This is a genomic window from Cytobacillus oceanisediminis, assembly GCF_004366035.1.
Classification (GTDB): Bacteria; Bacillota; Bacilli; order Bacillales; family Cytobacillaceae; genus Cytobacillus; species Cytobacillus oceanisediminis_C.
The window spans coordinates 1-24,971 of record NZ_SOEE01000007.1; the positions used below are offsets into that span (position 1 = coordinate 1).

Below are 24,971 nucleotides of genomic sequence, written 5' to 3' on the forward strand. Positions count from 1 at the left end.
AGATCCCTGAAAGATGATCAGGTTGATAGGTCAGAGGTGGAAGCGTGGCGACATGTGGAGCTGACTGATACTAATCGATCGAGGACTTAACCAAACGAAAAGCGGAGGCGACTGTTCAACTTCGAGAGAAGTTAGGAGCCGAAGCTAGACAAGTCATTGGTGAATACTCGGCAAATGCTTCTTCATGCATTATCTAGTTTTGAGGGAACGAAAAAAAGTAAATTTCCTCTTGAAAAATGATAAAAAGACGGTATAATAATACTTGTCTTTGAAAAAATAGTCTGGTGGCGATGGCGAGAAGGTCACACCCGTTCCCATACCGAACACGGAAGTTAAGCTTCTCAGCGCCAATGGTAGTTAGGGGCTGTCCCCTTGTGAGAGTAGGACGCTGCCGGGCTGTTTTACAAATATCATTATTCCGCAGTAGCTCAGTGGTAGAGCATTCGGCTGTTAACCGAACGGTCGTAGGTTCGAATCCTACCTGCGGAGCCAAATGGAGAGCTGTCCGAGTGGCCGAAGGAGCACGATTGGAAATCGTGTATACGCTAACCGCGTATCAAGGGTTCAAATCCCTTGCTCTCCGCCATTATAATTTCTATATTGGCCCCTTGGTCAAGCGGTTAAGACACCGCCCTTTCACGGCGGTAACACGGGTTCGAATCCCGTAGGGGTCACCATTTTGGAGGATTAGCTCAGCTGGGAGAGCATCTGCCTTACAAGCAGAGGGTCGGCGGTTCGATCCCGTCATCCTCCACCATATTATTGTCGCGGGGTGGAGCAGTCCGGTAGCTCGTCGGGCTCATAACCCGAAGGTCGCAGGTTCAAATCCTGCCCCCGCAATCTGGTCCGGTAGTTCAGTTGGTTAGAATGCCTGCCTGTCACGCAGGAGGTCGCGGGTTCGAGTCCCGTCCGGACCGCCATTTTTACAATGTTAATAATATGTGGCTCAGTAGCTCAGTCGGTAGAGCAAAGGACTGAAAATCCTTGTGTCGGCGGTTCGATTCCGTCCTGAGCCACCTTTACTGAATTGATTTGCCGGTGTAGCTCAATTGGTAGAGCAACTGACTTGTAATCAGTAGGTTGGGGGTTCAAGTCCTCTCGCCGGCACCATTTTTTATGCTAATATGGAGGGGTAGCGAAGTGGCTAAACGCGGCGGACTGTAAATCCGCTCCTTCGGGTTCGGCAGTTCGAATCTGCCCCCCTCCACCATTTATATAGGGGTATAGTTTAATGGTAAAACGAAGGTCTCCAAAACCTTTGATGTGGGTTCGATTCCTACTACCCCTGCCAATATTATAATGGCGGCTGTGGCGAAGTGGTTAACGCATCGGATTGTGGCTCCGACACTCGTGGGTTCGATTCCCATCAGTCGCCCCATAAATTTATAGTAACAGTACGAGTATAACTCTCATATAAATGTGATATGAACTATCAATGGGCTATAGCCAAGCGGTAAGGCACCGGACTTTGACTCCGTCACTCGCAGGTTCGAATCCTGCTAGCCCAGCCATTTTGCGGAAGTAGTTCAGTGGTAGAACATCACCTTGCCAAGGTGGGGGTCGCGGGTTCGAATCCCGTCTTCCGCTCCAGAATAAACTTCATTTTATGGCGGCATAGCCAAGTGGTAAGGCAGAGGTCTGCAAAACCTTTACCACCGGTTCGAATCCGGTTGCCGCCTCCATAATCTAAATCTTGATTCGCTGATATACGCCGGGGTGGCGGAACTGGCAGACGCACAGGACTTAAAATCCTGCGGTAGGTGACTACCGTACCGGTTCGATTCCGGTCCTCGGCACCACAAGATTTACTACATTTTAATATGCCGGTGTGGCGGAATTGGCAGACGCGCACGACTCAAAATCGTGTTCCTTCTGGAGTGTCGGTTCGACCCCGACCACCGGTATCTAAAAATAGGTTTCCCAATAGGGAAATCTTTTTTTGTTGTTTAATTAATATCTGTGCAAATTTTTAAAGCGGATAGCAAATATCAATGCAGCCATTCTGCTGATTGTGATAATATTATCTATCTTGGACGTAACACACATCTGTTCCTTACTTTAGTAATTCAAACCTGGTTTATCTTGTTTCATAGGAACCTTCCGAACAGTTAAGAACCCCCTCTCGAAACCACCCTCTGAATCTTTCGGAACCCTGCATTGAAACAACTTTTATTAGGATTGTATACCATCTGTCCTGTTCGATATAAAAGTCTCCCTCATAATTCTTGACTTCAAAAATATAGATGCCGCCTCCAGTGATTAATAATGAATCTATTTTTGGAAAAAGCCCACATCCCTATGTTCATGATAGCTTCATTCTGTGCAATGTTTTCCATTAACACAAGTTCATTCTTTTCAAGAAGTCAAAATATTGCACCATTTTAGTCAATCCAGTCACCTATATATGCAAACGGTTTCAAATATAATGTAGGAAAGCGTTTGCAAGAGATGAGGGGGCGGTGAAGAGATTTGGAGACAAAGATTGAAGTCGGGGAAGCAGCAGTCAATTCAGAGGTTAAAACAGTATCCAGGAAAAAAGCAAACCTGAAAAAAATGCTAACATACAGTGCATTTGTAGGACCGGCATTGATTTTTTTCCTGGTGATTCAAATCATTCCTTTTTTGATGGGAATTTATTATTCTTTTACTTCCTGGAATGGTGTCAGTTCTGTAGTTGAGTGGGTCGGACTTGAAAATTATATAAAGATCTTTAAAAATGATCCTAAGTTTTTTGATTCCTTCATTTTTACTACCAAGTTTATGTTAGCTTCGGTTATTATTAGTAATTTACTAGGTTTTGGGCTTGCATTATTATTGAACGCAGCATTGAAGTCCAGAAATTTATTGCGGACTGTGTTCTTCATTCCTAATGTTATCGGGGGATTATTGCTTGGGTTCATCTGGCAGTTTATTTTTGTAAAAGGGTTTGCTGCAATTGGAAATCTTACAGATCTATCCGTATTTAAGCTGCCATGGCTTGGGGATGAGACAACAGCATTCTGGGGAATTGTAATTGTGTTTGCCTGGCAGATCAGCGGATATATGATGGTTATTTATATTGCAGCGCTGCAGGGGGTTGATCAGACATTGCTGGAGGCCGCAAGGATCGATGGGGCATCAAGCTGGACACTTCTGACGAAAATTATTAATCCTCTTATTTTGCCGGCGTTTACGATTTGTTTCTTTTTAACTATTTCAATGGCATTTAAGATTTTCGACCTGAATATTTCACTGACAGGCGGAGGTCCATTTAATTCAACACAATCTGTTGCAATTAATATTTATCAGGAAGCATTCCAGAATAACCGGTATGGTCTGGGTACCGCGAAATCCATTTTGTTCTTCCTTGTTGTAGCAATTTTTACAACGGTTCAGGTTATGATGACCAAGAAAAGGGAGGTTGAGGCCTAATGAGTCCCAGATATACGAAGGTGACGTTTCTCCTCGAGATTATCGGAATCGTATTAGGAATCATATTCCTCATACCTTTTTATTTCGTGATCATCAATTCTGTAAAAGGTTTTGCAGATATTTTGATTGATGCTGCAGCGTGGCCGCAGGAGTTTTTATTCTCCAATTACTTGAAGGTATGGGATATTATTAATTTCCCGCGGGCCTTCTGGAATTCGCTTATAATTACGGTGATCAGCAATATTGGACTGGTTGTCATTAGTTCCATGGCTGCCTGGAAGATGGTCCGAACCCCGGGAAAATTCAGCAAAATCCTGTTTGCGTTATTTGTATCTGCGATGGTTATTCCTTTCCAGACGGTCATGATACCGCTGATGAAGCTGGGAGGCACGCTGAATCTGACAAACAGCATACCTGGTCTCATCATTATGTATTTTGGCTTTGGTGTACCATTATCGCTTTTTCTGTATCACGGATTTATTAAAACAGTTCCAATAGAGATAGAAGAATCGGCCCGAATTGATGGGTGCAGCCAGTTTGGGGTCTTTTGGAGAATTGTTTTTCCGCTTCTAAAGCCAATCACTGTAACGGTTGTTATTTTAAATACATTATGGATCTGGAATGATTATCTTCTGCCACTTCTTGTGCTTCAGGATGCAGAACTAAGGACGATTCCTTTGGCCACAAGTTCATTCTTTGCACAATATACAAAGCAATGGGACATGGGACTGGCCGCCCTTGTGATGGGCATTACACCTGTCGTTATTTTCTTCCTGTTTCTGCAGAGGCATATTATTAAAGGCATTGCACAAGGTTCCATCAAGTAGTTATAGAGACTTTTGCGGCCATATGGGCTGTTAAAGTTTATATAAAAAATTATTCAGGGGGGAAACAAAATGAAACGCTTTGCTTTATTACTGCTGTCATTGGTTCTGATGGCGGGCATTATGGCGGGCTGTTCTTCTTCCAGCTCTTCAGGGGATGAAAAGCCTAAGGATGATTCAAAGAATGATGATGAAGTGGTAACATTGAATTTGTTCCAGTTTAAAGTGGAGATTGCCGATCAGCTTCAGGCAATGATCGGTGAATTCGAAAAAGAGCATCCGAATATTAAAGTAAAGCTTGAATCAGTCGGCGGCGGTGCTGATTATGGTGCTGCATTAAAAGCAAAGTTTGCATCCGGCGAACAGCCTGACATTTTTAACAATGGCGGATTTAAAGAATTGGAGCTTTGGAAAGAGCATCTTGCAGATCTTTCGAATGAGCCTTGGGCAGAGCATGTGCTTCCAATTGGAAAAGTTCCAATGACTGATAAAGACGGCAAACTTTATGGAATGCCTGTAAACCTTGAAGGATACGGTTTCATTTATAATAAGGATTTATTTGAAGAAGCAGGCATCACTGAACCACCTAATACGATTTCTGAACTGAAGGATGCTGCTGAAAAGCTAAAAGATAAAGGAATTACTCCTTTCTCTGCCGGTTATGGAGAGTGGTGGGTCATTGGCCAGCATTTACTAAATATTCCATTTGCACAGCAGGAAGATCCGGTGGCATTTATTGAGGGCTTATACAGCGGATCTGAAAAAATTACTGGCAATGATAAATTTAAAGAGTTCAAAGAAGTGCTTGATACTGAAATAAACTTTGGAAATGATAATCCATTAACAACAGATTATAATACGCAAGTAACGCTATTTGCTTCCGGCAAAACAGCTATGCTTCAGCAGGGGAACTGGACAGAAAACATGATTCTTGAAATCAACCCTGAAATTAATATGGGATTTCTGCCAATTCCGCTGACTGATGATGAAGCTGAAGCAGACCGTTTACCGGTAGGCGTTCCGAACAACTGGGTTCTTAATAAAAATTCAGAGCATCTTGAAGAAGCAAAATTATTCCTTGACTGGATGGTTTCTTCTGAAACAGGAAAGCGTTATATCACAGAAGAGTTTGCGTTCATTCCTGCCTTTGACAATATAGAGCCAACCGGTTTAGGGCCGCTTGGCCAGCATATTCTTGAGTACTCTAAGGAAGAGAAAACCGTTCCTTGGACATGGTTCAGGTGGCCGGATGGTGCAAATAAAGAGTTTGCTGCAACAATCCAGGAATACGCTGCAGGAAAGATTGACTATGATACGGTCGTAGAACGCTTCCAGGCATCCTGGGATAATCTGAAATAAATTTGGTTAAACAGGAAGCATGTCTGCGGAAGATATGCTTTCTGTTTTATATTTTAATTATATGCAAAACCCCATAGCAAAAAGGCATCCCCAAAAAGGGAAGTTCGCTTTATACTATTGTAAAAGACAAAGCAGCGGGGGATGTAAATGTTCAAAAAGAGCATTAGAAATAAACTGATTGTTCTATTGATGGTAGCCACGATCGTTCCATTTGGGGCGTCTATAATCATCACTTATTATCATACAGCGGAATCATTGAAAGACCAGGCCATTAAGGAAAATAGCAACCTATTATATCAAGGAAAAGTGAACCTGGAGGGTTACATAAATGAGCTGGACGGATTAACACTATCCCTTTACAATAATCCAGGTTTAATAAACTTTTTAAAAGATCCCCAAAAGGAAAATAATTATCAGGCAGTGGAAGCTGTAAGAAATGTAATTTCTACCATACTGTATGCAGAAGAAAATATCAAAAGAGTTAACATTGCTGTTGCAAAGGAAGATCGTCTTATAACAGCTTCCAGGCGCTCTACAGTTATTTTTTCAAAGAAGCTGACAAATGCCAATCAGGAATTTTACGTAAAAGCCAAAGAAAGTCCAAGTAATATGTATCTTGAGCCTATTCATAAGATAAAGGAGCCTGAGGACAAAAAGCCTAAAAATGTAATAACGCTTCACAGATCTTTAATCAATATTCCATCAGATGATGTATTGGCATATATCTCACTGGAGTTCTCACCAGATCAGATAACCAATATCAGCCGTAATCTTTATTCTGGTGAAAATGAAGAATTCTATATAATATCTCCTGAAGGTGAATTGATCTACCGTTCAACTGATGAAACTGATGAAGATTCTAAATCGACTGATTGGATCGATTGGGTAATGAGTACAAATAAAGAAAATGGCACGGTTGAATGGAAAGAAGGTTCTTTCAACGGCGTCATGATATACGATCAATTATCGCAAAATTCTGGCGGCTGGTATCTTGTTAAGCGTGTCCCATATATCACTTTATATGAAAGTGCATTCAGCGTGGCGAAAATCAATATTATGTTTGGCGTAATCGGACTTATACTGGTTATTCTTGCTACTCTATTTATCTCTGTTAGAATCACTTCACCAATCAGAATCCTGCTGAAATATATTGATCAGGTTGAAAAAGGAAACCTTAATGTCCGTTTTCAATCTTTCGGCAATGATGAGATTGGCTATCTCGGTGATCGTTTTAAACAAATGATCGATAAAATTAATGATTTAATCAATCGGGAGTATAAACTTCAGCTTGAAAACAAGACCAATCAGCTAAAGGTTCTGCAGTCACAGGTTAATCCGCATTTTTTATATAACGCATTGCAGTCTATCGGAACAGCAGCATTAAAAAATCAGGGTCCGCAGATTTATTCGTCTGTTACCCGCCTTTCTAAAATCATGCGGTACAGTATGAATATGGAGGAGGATATGGTTCCTCTTCAAAAAGAGATCGAACATACCAAATCTTATCTCCTGCTGCAAAAAGAGCGGTTTGGTGACCAGCTTCAGTTCAGTTTTCAGCTTGATGAAGAAGCATTGGGGTTTCCTGTTCCGAAAATGATTTTACAGCCCATAGTGGAGAATTACTTTAAGCATGGTTTTGATGCGCGGGAAAAAGCTGGAGAGGTTAGTATCACCTGCAGACAGGATGAATTTTATCTGGATATTCTGATCGAGGATAATGGCACAGGCGTCTCTGAGAGCAGGCTGGAGGAAATCCGATTTCATTTGATGAATGACAGGATGGGGCAAAAGGGTGAGTTAACGAATATCGGACTGAAGAATGTTTACACCCGGTTAAAACTCTATTATGGCAATCGGGCATTCCTGCAGCTTAAGAATCTTGAGCGAGGCGGGCTGCTTGTTTCTATTAAACTTCCAAAAAGGATGGAAGGTGGATAAGATGAAAGCAATTATTGTGGATGATGAAAAACATGTGAGGGAAGGCTTGCTTCTTCTGGGAGATTGGAGCCGCTTTGGTATTGACACAATCATGGAGGCTGTTGATGGAAATGAGGCCATAAAGCTGATTAAAGAGCATCGCCCGGAAATCATATTCACTGATATGAGCATGCCAAAGAGAGATGGCATAAGCCTTTTAAAATGGATTCATTCTTCTGGTTTATCCAGCAAGACGATTGTCGTCAGCGGATATGATGATTTTGACTATATGAGGAATGCCATCTGTTATAAAAGCTTTGATTATATCTTGAAGCCTATTGATCCTGAAATACTGAATGAAACCCTGGAAAAAGCTATAAATGAATGGAAACAGCAAAGTACTCCTGAGGAATGCAAGCAGGAGCATGACGGAGAGATGAATGTGATTCAGCAAATAGAACAGTTTTTGCTGGAAAGCTATAACAAGGATATTAACCTGCAGGAAATTGCAGATAGATTTTATTTAAGCAGGGAGTACATTTCCAGGAAGTTTAAACAGGAATACCAGGCTACCATAACAGATTTTATTACGAATGTTCGAATGAACAAGGCAAAAGAGCTTCTGCAGAACCCTAAACTGAAAATCTATGAAATTGCTTTCCAGGTCGGCTATCAGGATGAAAAGTATTTTAGCAAAGTGTTTAAAAAGACAGTGGGGATTTCCCCAAATGAATATCGAAGTATGAATTAACAGAAGGAGGAAGATCATGATCAACGTGCTTGTTTGGAATGAGAATCGACATGAACAAAGGGATGAAAAGGTAAAGTCTGTCTATCCGGATGGTATTCACCGTGCCATTGCAGACTTTTTAAAGGAAGAAGATCATAAAGTAAAGACAGCTACATTGGATGAGCCCCAGCATGGACTTAGTGATGCTGTTTTACAGGAAACAGACGTTTTGGTCTGGTGGGGACATCTTGCGCATGGGGAAGTTGAGGATGCAACCGTTGAAAAAGTAAAACAAAGAGTGCTGGACGGAATGGGGCTGATTGTCCTGCATTCTGGCCATTTCTCTAAAATTTTTAAAGCATTGATGGGAACATCCTGTGATTTAAAATGGAGAGAAGCGGATGAAAAGGAACGGATTTGGATTGTAGATCCAGGCCATCCCATTGCAGAAGGACTTGGAGAATATATTGAACTTGAAAAAGAAGAAATGTATGGGGAACATTTTGATATCCCGGCACCGGATGAACTTGTAATGGTGAGCTGGTTTGAAGGCGGAGAAGTTTTTCGGAGCGGCTGTACATACAGGCGCGGAAAAGGGAAAATCTTTTATTTTCGCCCAGGACATGAAACATATCCAACTTATTATCATAAGGACGTTCAGCAGGTTATTAAAAATGCTGTTAATTGGGCTAAACCAGCTGATCTTCCTGTACCGGTCTATGGGAATGCGAAGCCATTGGAGAGAATTAGAGTGAGTCAAGAAGGAGTGGAGAATTAAGATGAAAAAACTCAAAATTGGAATAATTGGCTGTGGAAGTATAGCCAAGCATAGGCATATGCCTGAATATCATGCAAGCAGCGGTGCTGTCATTGCAGCGGTATGTGATATTAATGAAGAGCGTGCAAATGTGTTTGCCGGCTTGTACGGGGCGGAGGTGTACACCGATTATAGAGAATTGTTGGCTAATAAGGATATAGATGCAGTGAGTGTCTGCACCCCGAATTATCTGCATGCTCCCATTTCAGCTGCAGCATTAAACGCCGGCAAGCATGTTTTATGTGAAAAGCCAATGGCAACTTCTATGGAAGAAGCAAAGGACATGATTGAAGCAGCAAGTAAAAATGGAAAGAAATTAATGATTGCTCATAATCAGCGCTTTGTTCCATCGCATAAAAAAGCAAAGGAATTGATTGCAGAAGGTGAAGCGGGAAAAATCTATAGTTTCCGGACGGTTTTTGGCCACGGCGGGCCAGAGGGATGGAGTGCAGATGGCAAAGAAAGCTGGTTCTTCAAAAAAAACCAGGCTTTTATTGGCGCCATGGGCGACCTTGGTGTACATAAGACCGACTTACTGCGTTACCTGCTGGGAGAAGAGTTTACTGAGGTAGGAGCGTTTGTAGAGACAAGTGCTAAGATTGATGCTGATGTCGATGATACAGCGGTATGCGTTTTGAAAACGGAAAGCGGTGTAATCGGTACATTGGCTGCAAGCTGGTCTTATGTCTCAAAAGAAGACAATTCCACCATTATTTATGGAGAAAAGGCAATTTTGAGATTAGAGGATGATCCGGTGCATTCTCTCATTGTTCAGTATGCAAACGATGATACAGTGAAGTACGAACTCGGCGGGATTCAGACAAATGAAGAAGGAGGACAAAAGAATTCAGGCGTCATTGATCATTTTCTTGAAAGTATCTTAAATGAACAGGAGCCTGCGATTCCTGGTTCTGAGGGAATGAAGTCGCTCCAGGTGATACTTGCTGCGCTGGAGGCAAGCGAAACAAAGCAGATTGTCAGAATTAATTGAGGTGCATCAATGAAGAAACTTCGGATCGGAATTATCGGTGCTGGCGGAATAGCCCAGTCCAGGCATATTCCCGTTTTATTAAAATTATCGGATAATGCATCCATAACAGCTATTTGCGATGTGAATGCGGATACTGCACAATTGGCTGCAAAGAAGTTTGGAATTAACAGCGTTTTCACAGATTATAAAGAAGTGTTCAGTGAAACAGATGCTGTAGTTATTTGTACACCGAATAAGTTTCATGCTGAGATTACGGTTGCTGCACTGGAGGCTGGGCTGCATGTTTTGTGTGAGAAGCCGATGGCCATGACAGCAGAAGAATGCAGGAAAATGATAGAAGCCAGAGACAGGTCTGGAAAGGTTTTGGCCATTGCCTACCACTACCGGTTTATGAAAGAGGCTCAAGCTGCCAAAAAACTCATTTCAGAAGATGAAATTGGTCTTCCATTTGCAGCCAGGGCACGGGCGATGAGAAGAAGAAAGGTGCCGGGATGGGGTGTTTTCACCAATAAGGAACTTCAGGGCGGAGGGAGTTTGATTGATTATGGATGCCACTTGCTTGACCTCTCGCTTTGGCTTCTGGGAAACCCGGAGGAAACCGAGGTTTCCGGTACAGCTTATAATACATTGAGCAGAATGCCTGAGCAGGTGAATCTATGGGGAAGTTTTGACCATCAATCCTTTAATGTCGATGACCATGTGACAGCTTATATAAAATTTGCCAATGGAGCATCCCTGCTTTTTGAAACCTCATGGTCGGCCAATATCGAACAGGATGAAGAAAGTCTCAGCCTTTCAGGGCAGGATGGAGGAATTGATTTATTCCCATTCAGCTTGAACCAATCCAAACATGGAATGCTGCTTAATACACACTCAGAATGGCTGCCAGGGGAGGATGACTATGCTTTGGCTCAGGCGCGAAACTTTATTGACAGCTGTTTGGGGAGAGAAGCATTTATAGTAGACGCAGAAGAAGCACTGCAGACAACCAGAATTATTGATGCAATTTATAAAAGCAGTGAAATGGGCAGAAGAGAATAGAAGCCTGGAGGGGATCTTAATGAAGCTTGGTGTGTTTACCGTTTTATTTGCTGAGAAAAAATTTGAAGAAATGCTTGATCATGTGAAAGCTGCAGGGCTTAAGGCTATTGAAATCGGAACCGGAGCATATCCCGGAAACGCGCACTGCAGTTTGCACGAGCTTTTAGAAAGTAAAGAACTCAGGGATGATTACCTGAACAAGGTTTTATCAAGAGGTCTTGAAATCAGCGCATTCAGCTGCCATGGCAATCCGATTTCACCTGATAGCGCATTTGCAGAGGAATCGGACCGCGTTTTATATGACACAATTAAGTTAGCCAGCTTAATGAATGTTCCGGTTGTTAACTGTTTTTCCGGCACTGCAGGTGATGGGGAAGGGGCCAAGCATCCAAATTGGCCGGTTGCTCCATGGCCGAATGAGTATGGAGAAGTGCTGAAATGGCAATGGGAGGAGAAACTCATTCCTTACTGGAAGAAAGCCGGGCAATTTGCAAAAGATCATAATGTGAAAATTGGTCTTGAACTCCATGGCGGATTCCTTGTGCATACTCCTTATACCCTTCTGAAATTAAGGGAAGAAACCTGTGACGCCATTGGAGCCAATCTGGATCCAAGCCATTTATGGTGGCAGGGAATCGACCCTGTTGCAGCAATAAAGATTCTGGGGAAAGAAAATGCCATTCATCATTTTCATGCAAAAGATACCTATATTGACCAGGAAAATGTTAATATGTACGGTTTAACGGATATGCAGCCGTATGGAAATGTTCAGACCAGAGCGTGGACATTCAGGTCAGTCGGGTGCGGACACGGCCTGCAGGAATGGTCGGATATGATGAGCGCTTTACGGACATTCGGGTATGATTATGTTGTCAGCATTGAGCATGAAGATCCGCTTATGTCTATAGAAGAAGGATTTACAAGGGCAGTCAGGAACCTTAAATCGATCTTAATCGAAGAGCAGCCTTCAGAAATGTGGTGGGTGTAAACAACTTTAGCAGGGGAGGATTATAAATCCTTTCCTGTATTTTCGACAAATTTCTCAAAAAAGGTTGACCATTGTGGCTGAATTTAGTATTATTAAATAGTTGATTCGACACAATGTTTATTTTGCTGTTGATAAAAATCGACAAAGGATATAGTCATAATTTCATTAATGATTAAATATAAATACACAAATGCGGGTGTAGTTTAGTGGTAAAACCTCAGCCACGAGCAACACATCCATGAATCATCTCCGAGTTGCCTCGACGCATAGGCTTATTGAAAAAGCTTTTAGAGGAAGAGGCATGCAAGAACGGGAAAAAAATCAGTAGTCAGTAACTTCATACAAATGCGGGTGTAGTTTAGTGGTAAAACCTCAGCCTTCCAAGCTGATGATGAGGGTTCGATTCCCTTCACCCGCTCCATACATAGCCAACGCAGTGTTTCGTTCAAAAAGAACGAGGTATTGCGTTTTTTCATTTTCTTTGGCTATTATGCAAAAAGATCGGGCGGCATCCGCAGATCCCGCTCGACTTTTAATAAACTTTTTTAACATCCAATTACCTTAAAGTTTTCTTCTCCTCCATGCACTTGCGTGTACATGTTCATTAAGGACTCAACCATTTTTTCAGCCTTTGCCATTTCCAGAGAAGGGCGCAAATAAACGATCTGAACGGCATTTTTAGTCTGTTCCGTCACCGCTGTCCTTTCAGAGTCGACAAACGGACTGCCAAATGGCCCTGACGCATCTTCGCTAATAATTAAATTGGATAGCGAGTTGGGTCTCCCGTTTAAACCGTTATATTCTTCTCCTTCTTTGCCTAACCTGATAGTCACATTGCCTGAAAGCATATCGGTATCATACACGCCAATCGGTATTTGATATTCGAGGGAAAAGAAGTTGTTAATATCTATGGAGCTGTTGACCGGCTGCAGATAATTTTGCTTTTTAATTCTTCTGTATAGTGCTTCTGCAGAGTGGCGGTACCGATTTGGATCCTTGCCTGCTGTTTTGAAAATCTGTCTCCATTCTTTGATCCCTTCAAATTCTGTAACATTCTTGTCCTCTAAGTCAAAATAAATTGATTCCTGAAATAACTGGAGTCTGCCCTTTACCATTTGAGGAGATTGTCCGACTTCTATATTTTTATATGTAATGAATCCAATTTTAAATTGGGGAAATAACCTGCACAACTCGGGAGCAATCGTAATTTCCAAGCTTTCCACCTCCAAAATTACTTTAAAATAGTTTATCATAATAATCGGTGATTCAAAAAATTAAAGGCTTTCATATAAATGTAATTTTCATGAAAGGAGGTTATACAATGAATTTTGCCCAATTCAAGCAGGAAGTGATTGAATACAGCAAAACAATTGGTATAGATAAAATCGGTTTTACAGCAGCCGGCACTTTTGATGAGATGAAAAATAGACTGATTCGTCAGCAGGAACTTCAATATCAATCAGGATTTGAAGAGCCTGATATTGAGAAGAGAGTGAATCCGGGCCTGCTATTGGACAAGCCCAAATCCATTATCTCAATAGCTGTTGCTTACCCTTCCAAAATGAAGGTCAGAGTTGTCAGCAAAAGAGGTGAACGAAGAGGAATTTTCTGCCGCGCTTCATGGGGGAAAGACTATCATCATATCTTGAGGGAACGTCTGCAGAAACTTGAGGGATTCATTCAGTCAAGAATCCCTGAGGCGATATGCAAATCCATGGTGGATACAGGTGAGCTTGTGGATCGGGCCGTAGCGCAGCGTGCCGGAATTGGCTGGAGCGGAAAGAACTGTTCTATCATCACACCTGAATTCGGATCTTATGTCTATCTTGGAGAAATGATAACGAATCTGCCATTTGAGCCGGATAAACCAATGGAAGACAGATGCGGCAGCTGCAATAAATGTGTAGACGTCTGTCCTACTGGTGCTTTAATTCAGGGAGGTCAGCTTGATGCACAGAAGTGCATCGCGTTTCTGACGCAGACAAAAGGCTTTCTTCCAGAGCCATATAGAGAAAAACTGGGGAACAGACTTTATGGGTGCGATACCTGTCAAACCGTATGCCCTGAAAATAAAGGCAAGGATTTTCATCTGCACGAAGAGATGGAGCCGGATCCGGAAGTGGCAAAGCCGCTTTTAAGGCCGCTTCTATTTATCAGCAACCGGGAATTTAAAGAAAAATATGGCCCGGTTTCAGGCTCCTGGAGAGGTAAAAAGCCGATCCAGCGGAATGCCATTATTGCCTTGGCTCACTATAAAGATGAAACAGCTGTAGAAGATCTGATTAAAGTCATGACAGAAGATCCTCGGCCGGTGATCCGTGGTACGGCTGCCTGGGCACTCGGGAAAATTGGCGGTGAGAAATCACTTGCTGCCCTGGAACAGGCTTTGCAGCAGGAAAAAGACGGAGAGGTCATTGCTGAGATTGAAAAAGGTTTAAGTTTTATTGAAAAACGATGAGGGAGGAATCTCCCTCTTTTTCTATGGCCATTTTTATGGAAAAATTTAATTTTTTTCTCGGTGCAATATGCAAAGGGAAAAATTCAAATGCAGAGAAACTGTTCAGTCCGGCTGACTTACTGTTATATTGCACGAAAAATTAAGCAAAGTCCTCTGCTTCCTTTCATATGTATTGAATAGGAGAGGAGTGAGATGCGTGAGGGACCAGCTTCAGGAGCTGTTAATAAAAAGAGTGCAGCAGTGCGTTTCCCATTCAAGAAGTTCAATTCATACCTGCCCTAAAATTGAAAAGAAGAAAGAATCTCTTTCCGGCCGGTCCGGTGAGATTGTTAAAGCCCAGGCAACCGGAAAAGTGATCACGGTTGGAAGGGAGCAGGATGATGTTAAGCAGGTTGAATACAGAGTTCACTTTAAATATTTAATTAAGCAAAAAGACGTATTCTATATGGAAGAAGAAATTGAAGAGCGCATAGCCGACTTTTATAAGGGAGTGTTTGTCGAGGATCGGGAGAAAAACCCTTTTAAAGAGATTCAAAAAGATGAAGCGTCTCAAGACCAAGAATATGGAGAGGAAGTAAGGCTTGAGTATGAGTATGACCGCATGAGAGCAGTGCAGTATGCAGAAAAATGGTGGAACAGCTATAATCCGGCTTATAAAAAATTTGAAGTGGATTGCACCAATTATATTTCACAGTGCCTTCATGTAGGCGGCGGCCCGATGAGGGGGTATCCTAACCGCGGAAAAGGGTGGTGGATGAGAAGCGGGAATTGGAGCTACAGCTGGACAGTAGCGAATTCATTGCGGTGGTATCTGCCGAGTTCGAATGCTGGGTTAAGAGCGGAGGAAGTCTCCAGTCCGGATCAGCTCTTAATTGGAGATGTTATTTGCTATGATTTTCAGGGAGACGGACGATTTGACCATACAACGATCGTGACGGGAAAAGATGCCTCGGGAATGCCCCTGGTCAATGCTCATACTTATAACAGCCGAATGCGTTATTGGGCTTATGAGGATTCAACAGCCTATACACCGAATATTAAATATAAATTTTTGTCTATAGCAGATGACCAGTAATTTGTATGGTGATTTCAAAGTGATATAATAACACATGCAGATTTAATTTAGAGGTGAAAAAAGTGGGATTGCATGTAGTATTATATCAGCCGGAAATTCCGGCCAACACTGGTAATATAGCCCGTACTTGTGCGGCTACTGATACGACATTGCATCTGATCCGGCCGCTTGGCTTCTCGACGGAAGATAAAATGCTGAAGCGTGCAGGCTTGGATTATTGGCAATTTGTAAAGATCGTCTATCATGAATCATTGGACGATTTTTTTAAAAGCAGTGAAGGCGGTGAATACTTCTACTTAACGAAGTATGGCACCAAGCCGCATTCCAGTTTCGATTACAGCAATGTCGGGAAGGATTATTATTTTATTTTCGGCAAAGAAACGACGGGCCTTCCGAAGAATATCATTGAAAGCAACAAAGAGCGCGCATTAAGGGTTCCAATGAACGATAAAGTCCGTTCGCTTAACTTATCCAACACTGCAGCCATTCTTGTTTATGAAGCACTGCGGCAGCTGGACTACTTGCATTTAAAATAGGAAACAGCAGGCCTGGTATTTTTCGGGCCTTTTCCTTTGGAGAATCCTTTCCTTTCTGGGTAAAATGAAAAAGTACATATGGAAAGGATGAGATGTGATGAATGAAGTGACCAATTTGCTGATGGACCATCGCTCCGTGCGGAATTTTGAAGACAGGGCTCTATCCGAAGAACAGATAGAAACGATTGTACTTTCTGCTCAAGGTGCGTCCACCTCAAGTTTTGTTCAAGCCTATTCAATAATCGGTCTTACCGATAAAGCAAAGAAAGCGAAACTTGCTGAATTTGCAGGCAATCAGAATTATGTAGCGGAAAATGGCCATTTTTTCGTATTTTGTGCTGATTTGCATCGTCATGAAGTCATGGGACAAATGGAAAATATCAATGTAATTCCTTCCATTGAAAGCACAGAGAAATTTATGGTGGCTGTCATTGATGCAGCATTGGCTGCACAGAATGCTGCGGTTGCTGCTGAATCGCTGGGATTGGGAATCTGCTATATTGGCGGAATAAGAAACAATCTTGAAGGTGTAGCTGAGCTTTTAAAAACACCGGATCGCGTAATTCCTTTGTTTGGACTGGCTGTTGGCTATCCTTCCAAAAAGAACGATAAAAAACCAAGGCTGCCTCTTCAGCATATATACCATGAAAATGAATACAAGCAGGATGAAACTGCCTACCGCGAAGAGCTGAAAATGTATAATAAAATCATTTCAGAGTATTATGCTGAGCGTACGGGCGGCAAGCGGAATGACACGTGGACTGGTCAAATCGCCGGCATGCTCGAAAAGCAGACACGAATGTATATGAAGGATTTTGTACAGAAGAAAAAAATGGATTTAAGGTAGGGTATATTGAAATACCAAGAGTTTGCCCTCTAAATAAGAAAAAAGCTGCTGAATGATCAGCAGCTTATTTTTTGTTTACGCCTGGCTTGTCATCATAACCAGCAGCGAAAATAGCAGCAAGGAAAGCAACCATTACACCGATAATAATAATTGTACCCATGTATATGTAATCCTCCTTTAGCGGTATCTCAATAGGCAAGCATGTAAATATAAGCTTATTATAGCCCAAAAATGAATAACTGTGAATGAAAAGTATGGAGTTTTTTTTACAGTTAGATCGCGCAGCAAAGTGTTCCTTATAATTAATTCCCGTAAAAAGTACAAACCAAACTCTCAATAGTTTACGCATGTTCGATTGCCGGGGCGCATAGAGTATATTAATCGTCTCTGATAATGCGACAGGGGGAGGTCCTTATGGATATTCTAAAAAAAATTGAGATGTACAGACACGAGGAAGAAAAGCTTAAATGGGAAGGGACTTTTGGAGAGTATTTAGAAATTGTTAAAGAGAAGCCATGGGTTGCCCAGTCAGCACATTCACGGGTATATAATATGATTAAGGATGCCGGTGTCGAAGAAGTGAAGGGGCAAAAAAGATATCAATTTTTCAGCAATCAGCTCTTTGGATTAGAAGAAGCATTGGAAAGGCTGGTAGAAGAGTATTTCCATCCTGCTGCCAAACGCCTCGATGTCCGCAAAAGGATTCTTTTATTAATGGGGCCGGTCAGCGGCGGTAAATCAACTTTAGTGACAATGCTAAAGAGAGGTTTAGAGCAATATTCTCACGCTGATAGGGGAGCGGTCTATGCTATTAAGGGCTGTCCAATGCATGAAGATCCGCTTCATTTAATCCCTCATCACCTCCGCAAGGACTTTCATGATGAATATGGAATAAGAATTGAAGGAAACCTCTCGCCATTGAATAGTATGCGTCTCGAACAGGAGTATGGCGGCCGCATAGAAGATGTTTTAATCGAAAGAATTATTTTCTCAGAAGACCGCAGGGTGGGGATTGGAACCTTTAGCCCTTCAGATCCAAAATCTCAGGATATTGCCGATCTGACTGGAAGCATTGACTTTTCAACCATTGCAGAATATGGTTCAGAATCAGATCCTCGTGCCTATCGTTTCGATGGGGAACTAAATAAAGCAAACCGAGGAATGATGGAATTCCAGGAAATGCTGAAGTGCGACGAGAAATTTTTATGGCATTTATTATCCCTGACTCAGGAAGGCAACTTTAAAGCTGGCCGCTTCGCCTTGATTTCGGCAGATGAGCTAATTGTTGCTCACACGAATGAAACAGAGTATCGTTCATTCATTTCCAATAAAAAGAATGAAGCTCTGCATTCCAGAATTATCGTTATGCCAATCCCATATAATTTAAAGGTTTCTGAGGAAGAGAAGATTTACGATAAAATGATCCGTGAAAGCGATGTTTCCAATGTGCATATTGCACCGCATACCCTGAGGGTTGCAGCGATGTTTACGATTTTAACCCGCATGAAGGATCCGAAAAAAGGCGATATAGACTTAGTTAAAAAAATGCGTTTGTATGATGGAGAGAGCGTTGAAGGCTATAACAGGGCTGATGTGGAAGAATTGAAAAAAGAGCATGCAGATGAAGGCATGAGCGGTATTGACCCGCGCTATGTCATCAACAGAATCTCTTCTACAATCATCCGCAAAAATATCACAAGCATCAATGCCCTGGATGTATTGCGGTCACTTAAAGAAGGATTGGATCAGCATCCATCCATTACTCCAGAACTGAAGGAAAGATACCTGAACTTTATTTCTCTGGCCCGCAAAGAGTATGATGATATTGCTAAGAAAGAAGTACAAAAGGCATTTGTTTATTCTTATGAAGAATCTGCGAAAACGCTTATGGAAAACTACCTTGATAATGTTGAAGCATACTGCAATAAAGCGAAGCTGCGCGACCCATTAACCGGTGAGGAAATCAGTCCGGATGAAAAGCTGATGCGCTCAATCGAAGAGCAGATCGGTATCTCTGAGAATGCGAAAAAAGCATTCAGGGAGGAAATCCTCATCCGTATCTCAGCTTACGCAAGAAAAGGCAAGCGCTTTGATTATAATTCACATGACCGTCTGCGTGAAGCTATCCAAAAGAAGCTTTTCGCTGACCTGAAAGATGTCGTGAAGATCACCACATCTTCAAAAACGCCGGATGAGCAGCAGCTGAAGAAAGTGAATGAAGTTGTAGCAAGATTAATTGACGAACATGGCTATAACTCAACATCAGCAAACGAACTGCTCCGCTATGTCGGAAGCTTGCTGAATCGTTAAAAAAGAAGGGCCTGGCAGAGTTGCTGCCAGGCTTATTTTTGCGGATGAATAAAAGAGCAGAATGAGGTGGGGGGCGAATAAGTATAGTACAGGCGCAATCATTTTAGGAGAGCGTAATAAAGAATGAGGAAGGCGCTAATGACACGGGTTGTGGCGCAAAAATCAATTGGGCAGAGCAAATTAGCTGGATTCCGGCGCAATTTTGATACGAGAGGCAATAAAGAATGAGGAAGCGAAATTAACACGGGTTGTGGCACAAAAATAATTGGGGAGCGCAAATCAGCTGAATCCCGGTGCAATTATGATACGAGAGGCAATAAAAGATAGGAAAGGCGTAAATAACAAGGGTTGCGGCGCAAAAATCAAATTGGGCAGCGCAAATCAGCTGGATCCTGGCACAATTATGATACGAAAGCGCAATGAAAAATGGGAAAAGGTAAATAACACGGGTTACAGCGCAAAACATGTATCGGCGCAAATAATTGGTGAAGCGGCGCAATAAAAAAAATCAGAACCGGAATGTAAACGGTCTAAATGTATCAAAAATGATAGATTCCAGTAAAAATACCCCCAAAAAAGAGGCCCTGAAAGCCCCCTTCATCCATTTTTCTCTATATTTAGTGCAGCTTCTTTCTTTTTTTTCTGGCATTCAGGACAAATTGGCTTGTTTTCAAGATAAACTGTCCGATCATACAGTGATAATTCGCCACACCAGCCGCAGCAAAGGATTTCGCTCATAAAAATCCCCCCTTTAGTATAATCCTATTTTCGCTTGGCCATTTTTATGCAGCTGAATCTGCCTAAAAGTTTAGATAAGTCCAATTGGGGGTATAAATACAGCAGAGGTGATATTCATGAAAAAGAAAGAATTAGATAAGGATTATACACCGAGAAACAGCTCAATGGCAGAGAATATTGAAGAAATGGAAAATCTGGGTAAGCAGATGGAAAATTTGCGGACAAATAAAGAATTAAAAGAGGATTATGATAAATATCCCGATCCCATTCAGCATAAAAACAAGGACAAGAACCTTCGCTAACCGCGGAGGTTCATTTTTGTTTAAATAGGCAGATTCCCATATGAAAAAATGGGCTTGTCCAAGAGATGCTGCGAATGTCTTATTGTCAAAATTATTTGTAAATTATTTTGTCTTCTCGCATATGATAGAGTAATAAACATTTCTTTGTATTGGAGCATTAATAACAAATTTGCTGCCAGGAAATGAGTCTATGAAAAGAAGGCAGACAGCTGAATTGGGGATGTTTCATCATTTTTTGACACTCGCGATATTGTATGTTGGAAAGCTGTAATATGTGAAATTTAATTTAAAAGGAGGGGTTAACATGACGAATGTCAATAACCATCAGTTTGTGATTTCCCAAGAAGATTGGTCCCTCCATCGCAAAGGCTATGATGACCAGCAGCGTCATCAGGATAAAGTCCAGGAAGCAATCCGCAACAATTTGCCTGATTTAATAACGGAAGAAAACATTGTAATGTCGAATGGGCGGGAAGTGGTGAAGATTCCAATTCGCTCATTGGATGAATACAAAATCCGTTATAACTATGATAAAAACAAACATGTCGGCCAAGGCGATGGAGATAGCCAGATTGGAGATGTAGTGGCACGTGATGGATCCGGCAGCCAGAAAGGGCCCGGAAAGGGGCAAGGGGCAGGCGACCAGGCAGGCGAGGATTATTTTGAAGCAGAAGTATCACTGATGGAAATTGAAGAAGCTTTATTTAAACAATTGGAATTGCCTAACTTAAAAAGAAAAGAGCAGGATGAAAATCTGGTAGAGGACATTGAATTTAATGATATCAGAAAGACTGGATTAATGGGTAATATTGATAAGAAACGGACTATGATGTCGGCATTCAAGCGCAATGCAATGAATGGAAAGGCAGCTTTCCACCCAATTTATAAGGAAGATTTGAAGTTTAAGACCTGGAATGAAATTGTAAAGCCTGATTCAAAGGCTGTCGTGCTTGCAATGATGGATACGAGCGGCTCGATGGGGATTTGGGAAAAGTATATGGCCAGAAGCTTTTTCTTCTGGATGACCCGGTTCCTGAGGACCAAATATGAGACAGTTGAGATAGAATTTATTGCCCATCATACTGAAGCAAAGGTGGTCTCAGAAGAGGACTTCTTCTCAAAAGGAGAAAGCGGGGGAACCATTTGTTCATCTGCCTATCGTAAAGCGCTTGAACTGGTTGATGTCAAATACGACCCGCGCAAATATAATATTTACCCTTTCCACTTTTCGGACGGTGATAACCTGACCTCTGACAATGCCCGCTGTGTTAAGCTTGTGGAAGACCTGATGAAGGTGTCCAATATGTTCGGATACGGCGAGGTCAACCAGTATAACCGCCACTCAACCCTGATGTCAGCCTATAAAAATATTAAAAATGAGGATTTTCGCTATTATATCCTTAAGCAAAAAGCAGATGTATTCCATGCAATGAAGAGTTTCTTCAAAGAGGAGGAAGATAAGAAGAAGTATGCTTAAGAGAGGGGAACCTCTCTTTTTTATTTCTAAAAAAAGACCCCATACGGGGGGCCAATTGCTATTTGAGCCTTTCCTTTGTAAGCCGATCATCCCAGTTTAATTCAGCACTGGTTTTCACATCAAGAGACTTGGGGGAAAAGTGAACACGATTGATTTCCTGATGATCGGCAGCACATGAGTTGCTGGATTTATCTGCCAGTGTTTTGATATCTGCTTTATGGACAACTTCCCGTGCTGAAGCGCTTTCGAGGTTTCCTTCTGAGTCTACAGCACTGATCGTTTGATTGTCTTCCTGGGAAGTAGGATAGTTCCCGTAGTAATCTGCGATTAAGACATATTTTCCATCAAACACCATGCTTGCGTATTTATCCAGGTCATGGTCATCAAACCGTGTACCATCTTTTTTATCAGGATCCATTCCTGAACTTGTGGCTGGATTTTCTCCCATAAAAAGGGCTTTCACTGAATCAAGAAAGCGCTGATTGCCGAGCTCCTGGGATCCGACTATTCGCAAGTTCACTCCATAATTGTCTGCAAAGCTTTCAAGATTCGCACCATCTTTTGAAACAATCACCAGGTTGTCTTTCTGATACCCGTTTGACTCTGCCCCTTCAATAGCATCTCTCAGCTCTTCCTGTGTATCATACCCGCCTACTAATATATTTTTCTTCATGTTTTCACTCCTCATGTCATATTGTATTTTCTATTTTCCCTGAATTGCAGGAGGAGAAACTTTCTTTTATATTTTGAAGGGCGGACAGTCATCAAAATAATAGACTGTCCTGGATCATTACATGGTACAAGCCGTATGAATTAATAAAACACAGTAAATACAGTATGATAAAGGTAATAGCCAATAAATTGGAATTGCTGCTGGAGGTGGGGATATGGAGATTGAGAAACTGGCTAAAAGATTAAGTAACAGGACCCCAGTCGTTTTAGGGAGTGAGCGATTTTCAAAATTCGCTATTTTGCTTCCGCTTGTTGAGATGAATAAGGAGACACATGTCCTTTTTGAGGTGCGTTCACTTACAATGAGAAGGCAGCCTGGGGAGGTCTGTTTCCCCGGCGGAAGAATAGATCCGGAAGACAGGGATGAGGAGCATACGGCCATCCGTGAGACCTCAGAGGAACTTGGCATAAGTGAAGACAGCATCACAGATGTGTCCCCGTTGGATTACATGATTTCCTTCGGACAAATTATTTACCCTTATGCAGGTATTATCCATAATCCTGATCAGATCGTGCCAAACCCTGACGAAGTAGAAGAAGTTTTTACCGTGCCTCTTTCCTTTCTAAAAAAAGTAAAGCCGGAAACGTATCACGTGAATTTTAAAGTAGAGCCCGAAGAAAATTTTCCTTTTGACTTGATTGCCGGAGGCGAAAATTACAATTGGCAGACAAGGAAAGTAGAAGAAGTATTTTACTTTTTTGAGGATAAGGTTATTTGGGGGATGACTGCCAGAATTCTTAAGCATTTTCTTGAAATCATTATTGAAGATTTCGAGGAAAATGAAAGCGTTTGAAGAAAATATTTTTTCAAAAAAGGTTGACGCAGTCCTTATAAATGTTTATGATTCATATAAATTGAATACTTAGAAACTTCTTATCAAGAGAGGCGGAGGGACTGACCCTATGAAGCCTCGGCAACCAGCATTTATGCACGGTGCCAAATTCAGAGGAAATCATTTTCCGAAGATAAGAAGGCGGAATGAACGGAAAGTAAATTCAAACCCCTTCTTGTCTGTAATAGACGGAAGGGGTTTTTTGTTTTTATAAGTATCTGTACTTTAAACATGAACCAGGAGGAATGAGAAATGTCAGCGATAACGATTGGGCTATTGGGGTTTGGAACAGTTGGAAAAGGAGTGTATGAAACGATCAGCAAACATCAGGGAAGGCTTCAGGCAATATTCGGGAAAGAAGTGAAGGTCTCTGCCATCCTTGTCAAAAATGTGAGTAAGCATTCTGTGCCTGATGATGAGGTGCTTTTAACTGATGACTTTCAAGATATTATTGACCTTCCTAAGCTTGATGTCGTAATTGATGCCATTGTTGGCAGGGAACCAGGGTATACGTATCTGCGCCAGGCAATATCGAGAGGATGCCATGTCATTACAGCAAATAAGGAGATGTTTGCATTCCATGGAAGTGAGCTTACTAGGCTCGCAAAAGAGAATAATGTATCATTAGGATTCGAAGCAACAGTAGGAGGCGGAATCCCTATAATTCAGACTATTAAGCAGCTGCTGAATGCCAACAAGATTGAACGGATAGAAGGAATTTTAAATGGCACATCGAATTTCATTTTGACAAGTATGCGCGAAGAGAACTTATCATTTGAAGAAGCACTGAAAATAGCTCAGGAAAAAGGATATGCAGAAGCCGATCCCAAAAATGATATCGAAGGATATGACGCTTTTTACAAAGCGGTTGTTCTGAGTGAGCTGGTGTTTGGGAAAGCACCGGCGCAAGGAAAATCTGTTAGAGAAGGCATTACTGACATTACAATTGAACAAATTCGTATGGCTGATTCCCTGGGACTGAAATTTAAACATGTAGCATCAATTGAGAGGGAAAAAGATACTATCCGCTGTACTGTAAAACCGGTCTTGACGGGGGAGGAACATCCCTTGTACAGAGTAGAAGGAGTGCAAAATGCAGTTTCAATTGATGCGGATATAGTCGGGAATATCAGCTTGCAGGGTCCTGGAGCCGGCATGTTTCCGACAGCTAGCGCAATTATTGAAGATTTGATTCATGTAGGCAGAGGGGATATTCCTTCAGTCTTTGAGGAAGGCAGGCCGGAGGGAACTGTTATTTACGAGCCAGTTTGGATTATTTGGGGTGATGCTGATAAAGCGGAATTGCCTGAGGGGTGTGAAATAATCAGCAAAGTGTCAAAAGAAGTATTCATCTTTAAGGCATCATTGGAAGCTGTGTCATTATTAGATACATCAGATTTGAAGGCTTATCAGGTGCTTGGAGACTATGCTCCGGCTGCAAAGGAAAATAAACAGGTACAAACAGTATAACCTGAAAACATAATGAAAAACAGGAGGGGCAAGCTTATGAGCTGCCCCTCCTGAAGTATGTTTAGAGATGGTGGATGTTATCGAAGTCTAACGGGCAGTATGCCCCCCTCTTCAA

The 24,971-nt window shown here is 41.9% G+C and carries 22 protein-coding genes, 17 tRNA genes, 2 rRNA genes and 1 riboswitch; of the genes, 37 read left to right on the top strand and 4 right to left on the bottom strand.

The window, feature by feature from the left end:
• The 18 genes from DFO72_RS17490 to DFO72_RS17575 all read left to right on the top strand — a co-directional run.
• A 23S ribosomal RNA gene (locus DFO72_RS17490) occupies positions 1 to 94 on the top strand; the annotation flags it as partial.
• Positions 95 to 280: 186 nt separating this feature from the next.
• Positions 281 to 397: ribosomal RNA gene (rrf, locus tag DFO72_RS17495) — 5S ribosomal RNA — on the top strand.
• 20 nt (positions 398 to 417) lie between these two features.
• A tRNA-Asn gene (locus DFO72_RS17500) sits at positions 418 to 492 on the top strand.
• Between the two features lie 3 nt (positions 493 to 495).
• Positions 496 to 586, top strand: a tRNA-Ser gene (locus DFO72_RS17505).
• 16 nt (positions 587 to 602) lie between these two features.
• Positions 603 to 677, top strand: a tRNA-Glu gene (locus DFO72_RS17510).
• Between the two features lie 4 nt (positions 678 to 681).
• A tRNA-Val gene (locus DFO72_RS17515) sits at positions 682 to 757 on the top strand.
• A 9-nt stretch (positions 758 to 766) separates the two neighbouring features.
• A tRNA-Met gene (locus DFO72_RS17520) sits at positions 767 to 840 on the top strand.
• A gap of 3 nt (positions 841 to 843) precedes the next feature.
• Positions 844 to 920, top strand: a tRNA-Asp gene (locus DFO72_RS17525).
• A gap of 23 nt (positions 921 to 943) precedes the next feature.
• Positions 944 to 1,016, top strand: a tRNA-Phe gene (locus DFO72_RS17530).
• Between the two features lie 18 nt (positions 1,017 to 1,034).
• Positions 1,035 to 1,110: transfer RNA gene (locus tag DFO72_RS17535), tRNA-Thr, on the top strand.
• A gap of 16 nt (positions 1,111 to 1,126) precedes the next feature.
• Positions 1,127 to 1,210, top strand: a tRNA-Tyr gene (locus tag DFO72_RS17540).
• A gap of 7 nt (positions 1,211 to 1,217) precedes the next feature.
• A tRNA-Trp gene (locus DFO72_RS17545) sits at positions 1,218 to 1,291 on the top strand.
• Between the two features lie 11 nt (positions 1,292 to 1,302).
• Positions 1,303 to 1,378, top strand: a tRNA-His gene (locus tag DFO72_RS17550).
• A 58-nt stretch (positions 1,379 to 1,436) separates the two neighbouring features.
• Positions 1,437 to 1,511 (top strand) — tRNA-Gln (locus tag DFO72_RS17555).
• Between the two features lie 4 nt (positions 1,512 to 1,515).
• Positions 1,516 to 1,590, top strand: a tRNA-Gly gene (locus tag DFO72_RS17560).
• Between the two features lie 18 nt (positions 1,591 to 1,608).
• A tRNA-Cys gene (locus tag DFO72_RS17565) sits at positions 1,609 to 1,682 on the top strand.
• A gap of 28 nt (positions 1,683 to 1,710) precedes the next feature.
• Positions 1,711 to 1,799, top strand: a tRNA-Leu gene (locus DFO72_RS17570).
• Between the two features lie 23 nt (positions 1,800 to 1,822).
• Positions 1,823 to 1,904: transfer RNA gene (locus DFO72_RS17575), tRNA-Leu, on the top strand.
• A 173-nt stretch (positions 1,905 to 2,077) separates the two neighbouring features.
• Here DFO72_RS17575 and DFO72_RS30735 read toward each other — a convergent pair.
• Positions 2,078 to 2,275 carry a nuclease-related domain-containing protein gene (locus DFO72_RS30735; protein WP_395858190.1) on the bottom strand — a complete coding sequence of 66 codons (198 nt, stop codon included), beginning with the start codon at positions 2,273 to 2,275 and terminating at the stop codon, positions 2,078 to 2,080.
• Positions 2,276 to 2,469: 194 nt separating this feature from the next.
• Between DFO72_RS30735 and DFO72_RS17585 the strand changes: the two genes are divergently transcribed.
• The 10 genes from DFO72_RS17585 to DFO72_RS17630 all read left to right on the top strand — a co-directional run bounded on the left by DFO72_RS17585 (position 2,470) and on the right by DFO72_RS17630 (position 12,499).
• Positions 2,470 to 3,411 (top strand): carbohydrate ABC transporter permease, encoded by a 942-nt coding sequence (locus DFO72_RS17585; protein WP_113883555.1) that lies wholly within the window; start codon positions 2,470 to 2,472, stop codon positions 3,409 to 3,411.
• The gene (locus DFO72_RS17590; RefSeq protein WP_113883554.1) at positions 3,411 to 4,238 is read left to right on the top strand and encodes a carbohydrate ABC transporter permease; all 828 of its coding nucleotides are present in this window, start codon (positions 3,411 to 3,413) and stop codon (positions 4,236 to 4,238) included. The genes DFO72_RS17585 and DFO72_RS17590 overlap by 1 nt, the downstream gene beginning before the upstream one ends.
• A 69-nt stretch (positions 4,239 to 4,307) precedes the next feature.
• Positions 4,308 to 5,594, top strand: a complete 1,287-nt coding sequence (locus tag DFO72_RS17595) for an ABC transporter substrate-binding protein (RefSeq protein WP_113883553.1) — start codon at positions 4,308 to 4,310, stop codon at positions 5,592 to 5,594.
• 147 nt (positions 5,595 to 5,741) lie between these two features.
• On the top strand, positions 5,742 to 7,532 hold the full coding sequence (locus DFO72_RS17600) for a sensor histidine kinase (RefSeq protein ID WP_113883552.1): 1,791 nt from the start codon (positions 5,742 to 5,744) through the stop codon (positions 7,530 to 7,532).
• Between the two features lies 1 nt (position 7,533).
• Entirely contained in the window at positions 7,534 to 8,262 is a 729-nt protein-coding gene (locus DFO72_RS17605) for a response regulator transcription factor (protein WP_113883551.1), read from the top strand.
• Between the two features lie 16 nt (positions 8,263 to 8,278).
• Positions 8,279 to 9,019 carry a ThuA domain-containing protein gene (locus tag DFO72_RS17610; protein WP_113883550.1) on the top strand — a complete coding sequence of 247 codons (741 nt, stop codon included), beginning with the start codon at positions 8,279 to 8,281 and terminating at the stop codon, positions 9,017 to 9,019.
• 1 nt (position 9,020) lies between these two features.
• Positions 9,021 to 10,049: a Gfo/Idh/MocA family protein gene (locus DFO72_RS17615; protein WP_113883549.1), complete on the top strand. Its 1,029-nt coding sequence runs from the start codon at positions 9,021 to 9,023 to the stop codon at positions 10,047 to 10,049.
• Positions 10,050 to 10,058: 9 nt separating this feature from the next.
• Positions 10,059 to 11,090, top strand: coding sequence for a Gfo/Idh/MocA family protein (locus DFO72_RS17620; protein WP_113883548.1), 1,032 nt, complete (start codon positions 10,059 to 10,061; stop codon positions 11,088 to 11,090).
• Between the two features lie 19 nt (positions 11,091 to 11,109).
• Complete coding sequence (locus DFO72_RS17625) at positions 11,110 to 12,078, top strand: sugar phosphate isomerase/epimerase family protein (protein ID WP_113883547.1); 969 nt, start codon at positions 11,110 to 11,112, stop codon at positions 12,076 to 12,078.
• A 347-nt stretch (positions 12,079 to 12,425) separates the two neighbouring features.
• Positions 12,426 to 12,499, top strand: a tRNA-Gly gene (locus DFO72_RS17630).
• Between the two features lie 124 nt (positions 12,500 to 12,623).
• Here the strand turns inward: DFO72_RS17630 and DFO72_RS17635 are convergent.
• On the bottom strand, positions 12,624 to 13,292 hold the full coding sequence (locus tag DFO72_RS17635) for a B3/B4 domain-containing protein (RefSeq protein WP_113883546.1): 669 nt from the start codon (positions 13,290 to 13,292) through the stop codon (positions 12,624 to 12,626).
• A gap of 107 nt (positions 13,293 to 13,399) precedes the next feature.
• Between DFO72_RS17635 and queG the strand changes: the two genes are divergently transcribed.
• The 5 genes from queG (at position 13,400) to DFO72_RS17660 (ending at position 19,304) form a co-directional block, all read left to right on the top strand.
• Positions 13,400 to 14,536, top strand: a complete 1,137-nt coding sequence (gene queG, locus DFO72_RS17640) for a tRNA epoxyqueuosine(34) reductase QueG (protein WP_113883545.1) — start codon at positions 13,400 to 13,402, stop codon at positions 14,534 to 14,536.
• A gap of 196 nt (positions 14,537 to 14,732) precedes the next feature.
• Positions 14,733 to 15,611 carry an amidase domain-containing protein gene (locus tag DFO72_RS17645; protein WP_113883544.1) on the top strand — a complete coding sequence of 293 codons (879 nt, stop codon included), beginning with the start codon at positions 14,733 to 14,735 and terminating at the stop codon, positions 15,609 to 15,611.
• Between the two features lie 62 nt (positions 15,612 to 15,673).
• Positions 15,674 to 16,147, top strand: coding sequence for a tRNA (uridine(34)/cytosine(34)/5-carboxymethylaminomethyluridine(34)-2'-O)-methyltransferase TrmL (gene trmL, locus DFO72_RS17650; RefSeq protein WP_113883543.1), 474 nt, complete (start codon positions 15,674 to 15,676; stop codon positions 16,145 to 16,147).
• A 97-nt stretch (positions 16,148 to 16,244) separates the two neighbouring features.
• Positions 16,245 to 16,994: an oxygen-insensitive NADPH nitroreductase gene (nfsA, locus tag DFO72_RS17655; protein ID WP_113883542.1), complete on the top strand. Its 750-nt coding sequence runs from the start codon at positions 16,245 to 16,247 to the stop codon at positions 16,992 to 16,994.
• A 414-nt stretch (positions 16,995 to 17,408) separates the two neighbouring features.
• Positions 17,409 to 19,304 (top strand): PrkA family serine protein kinase, encoded by a 1,896-nt coding sequence (locus DFO72_RS17660; protein ID WP_009331560.1) that lies wholly within the window; start codon positions 17,409 to 17,411, stop codon positions 19,302 to 19,304.
• A gap of 597 nt (positions 19,305 to 19,901) precedes the next feature.
• On the opposite strand, the gene DFO72_RS29570 is transcribed toward DFO72_RS17660, so the two are convergent.
• Complete coding sequence (locus DFO72_RS29570; RefSeq protein ID WP_166672516.1) at positions 19,902 to 20,042, bottom strand: hypothetical protein; 141 nt, start codon at positions 20,040 to 20,042, stop codon at positions 19,902 to 19,904.
• A 116-nt stretch (positions 20,043 to 20,158) separates the two neighbouring features.
• Between DFO72_RS29570 and DFO72_RS17665 the strand changes: the two genes are divergently transcribed.
• Both DFO72_RS17665 and yhbH read left to right on the top strand, forming a co-directional pair.
• Positions 20,159 to 20,344, top strand: a complete 186-nt coding sequence (locus DFO72_RS17665; protein ID WP_113883540.1) for a hypothetical protein — start codon at positions 20,159 to 20,161, stop codon at positions 20,342 to 20,344.
• 304 nt (positions 20,345 to 20,648) lie between these two features.
• On the top strand, positions 20,649 to 21,821 hold the full coding sequence (gene yhbH, locus DFO72_RS17670; protein WP_113883539.1) for a sporulation protein YhbH: 1,173 nt from the start codon (positions 20,649 to 20,651) through the stop codon (positions 21,819 to 21,821).
• Between the two features lie 58 nt (positions 21,822 to 21,879).
• Here the strand turns inward: yhbH and DFO72_RS17675 are convergent, their stop codons facing one another.
• Positions 21,880 to 22,494 (bottom strand): general stress protein, encoded by a 615-nt coding sequence (locus DFO72_RS17675; protein ID WP_113883538.1) that lies wholly within the window; start codon positions 22,492 to 22,494, stop codon positions 21,880 to 21,882.
• Between the two features lie 214 nt (positions 22,495 to 22,708).
• Between DFO72_RS17675 and DFO72_RS17680 the strand changes: the two genes are divergently transcribed.
• Complete coding sequence (locus tag DFO72_RS17680) at positions 22,709 to 23,347, top strand: NUDIX hydrolase (protein ID WP_113883537.1); 639 nt, start codon at positions 22,709 to 22,711, stop codon at positions 23,345 to 23,347.
• Positions 23,348 to 23,424: 77 nt separating this feature from the next.
• Positions 23,425 to 23,526, top strand: a riboswitch (SAM riboswitch).
• A 112-nt stretch (positions 23,527 to 23,638) separates the two neighbouring features.
• Complete coding sequence (locus DFO72_RS17685) at positions 23,639 to 24,856, top strand: homoserine dehydrogenase (protein WP_113883536.1); 1,218 nt, start codon at positions 23,639 to 23,641, stop codon at positions 24,854 to 24,856.
• Positions 24,857 to 24,971 lie beyond the last annotated feature (115 nt).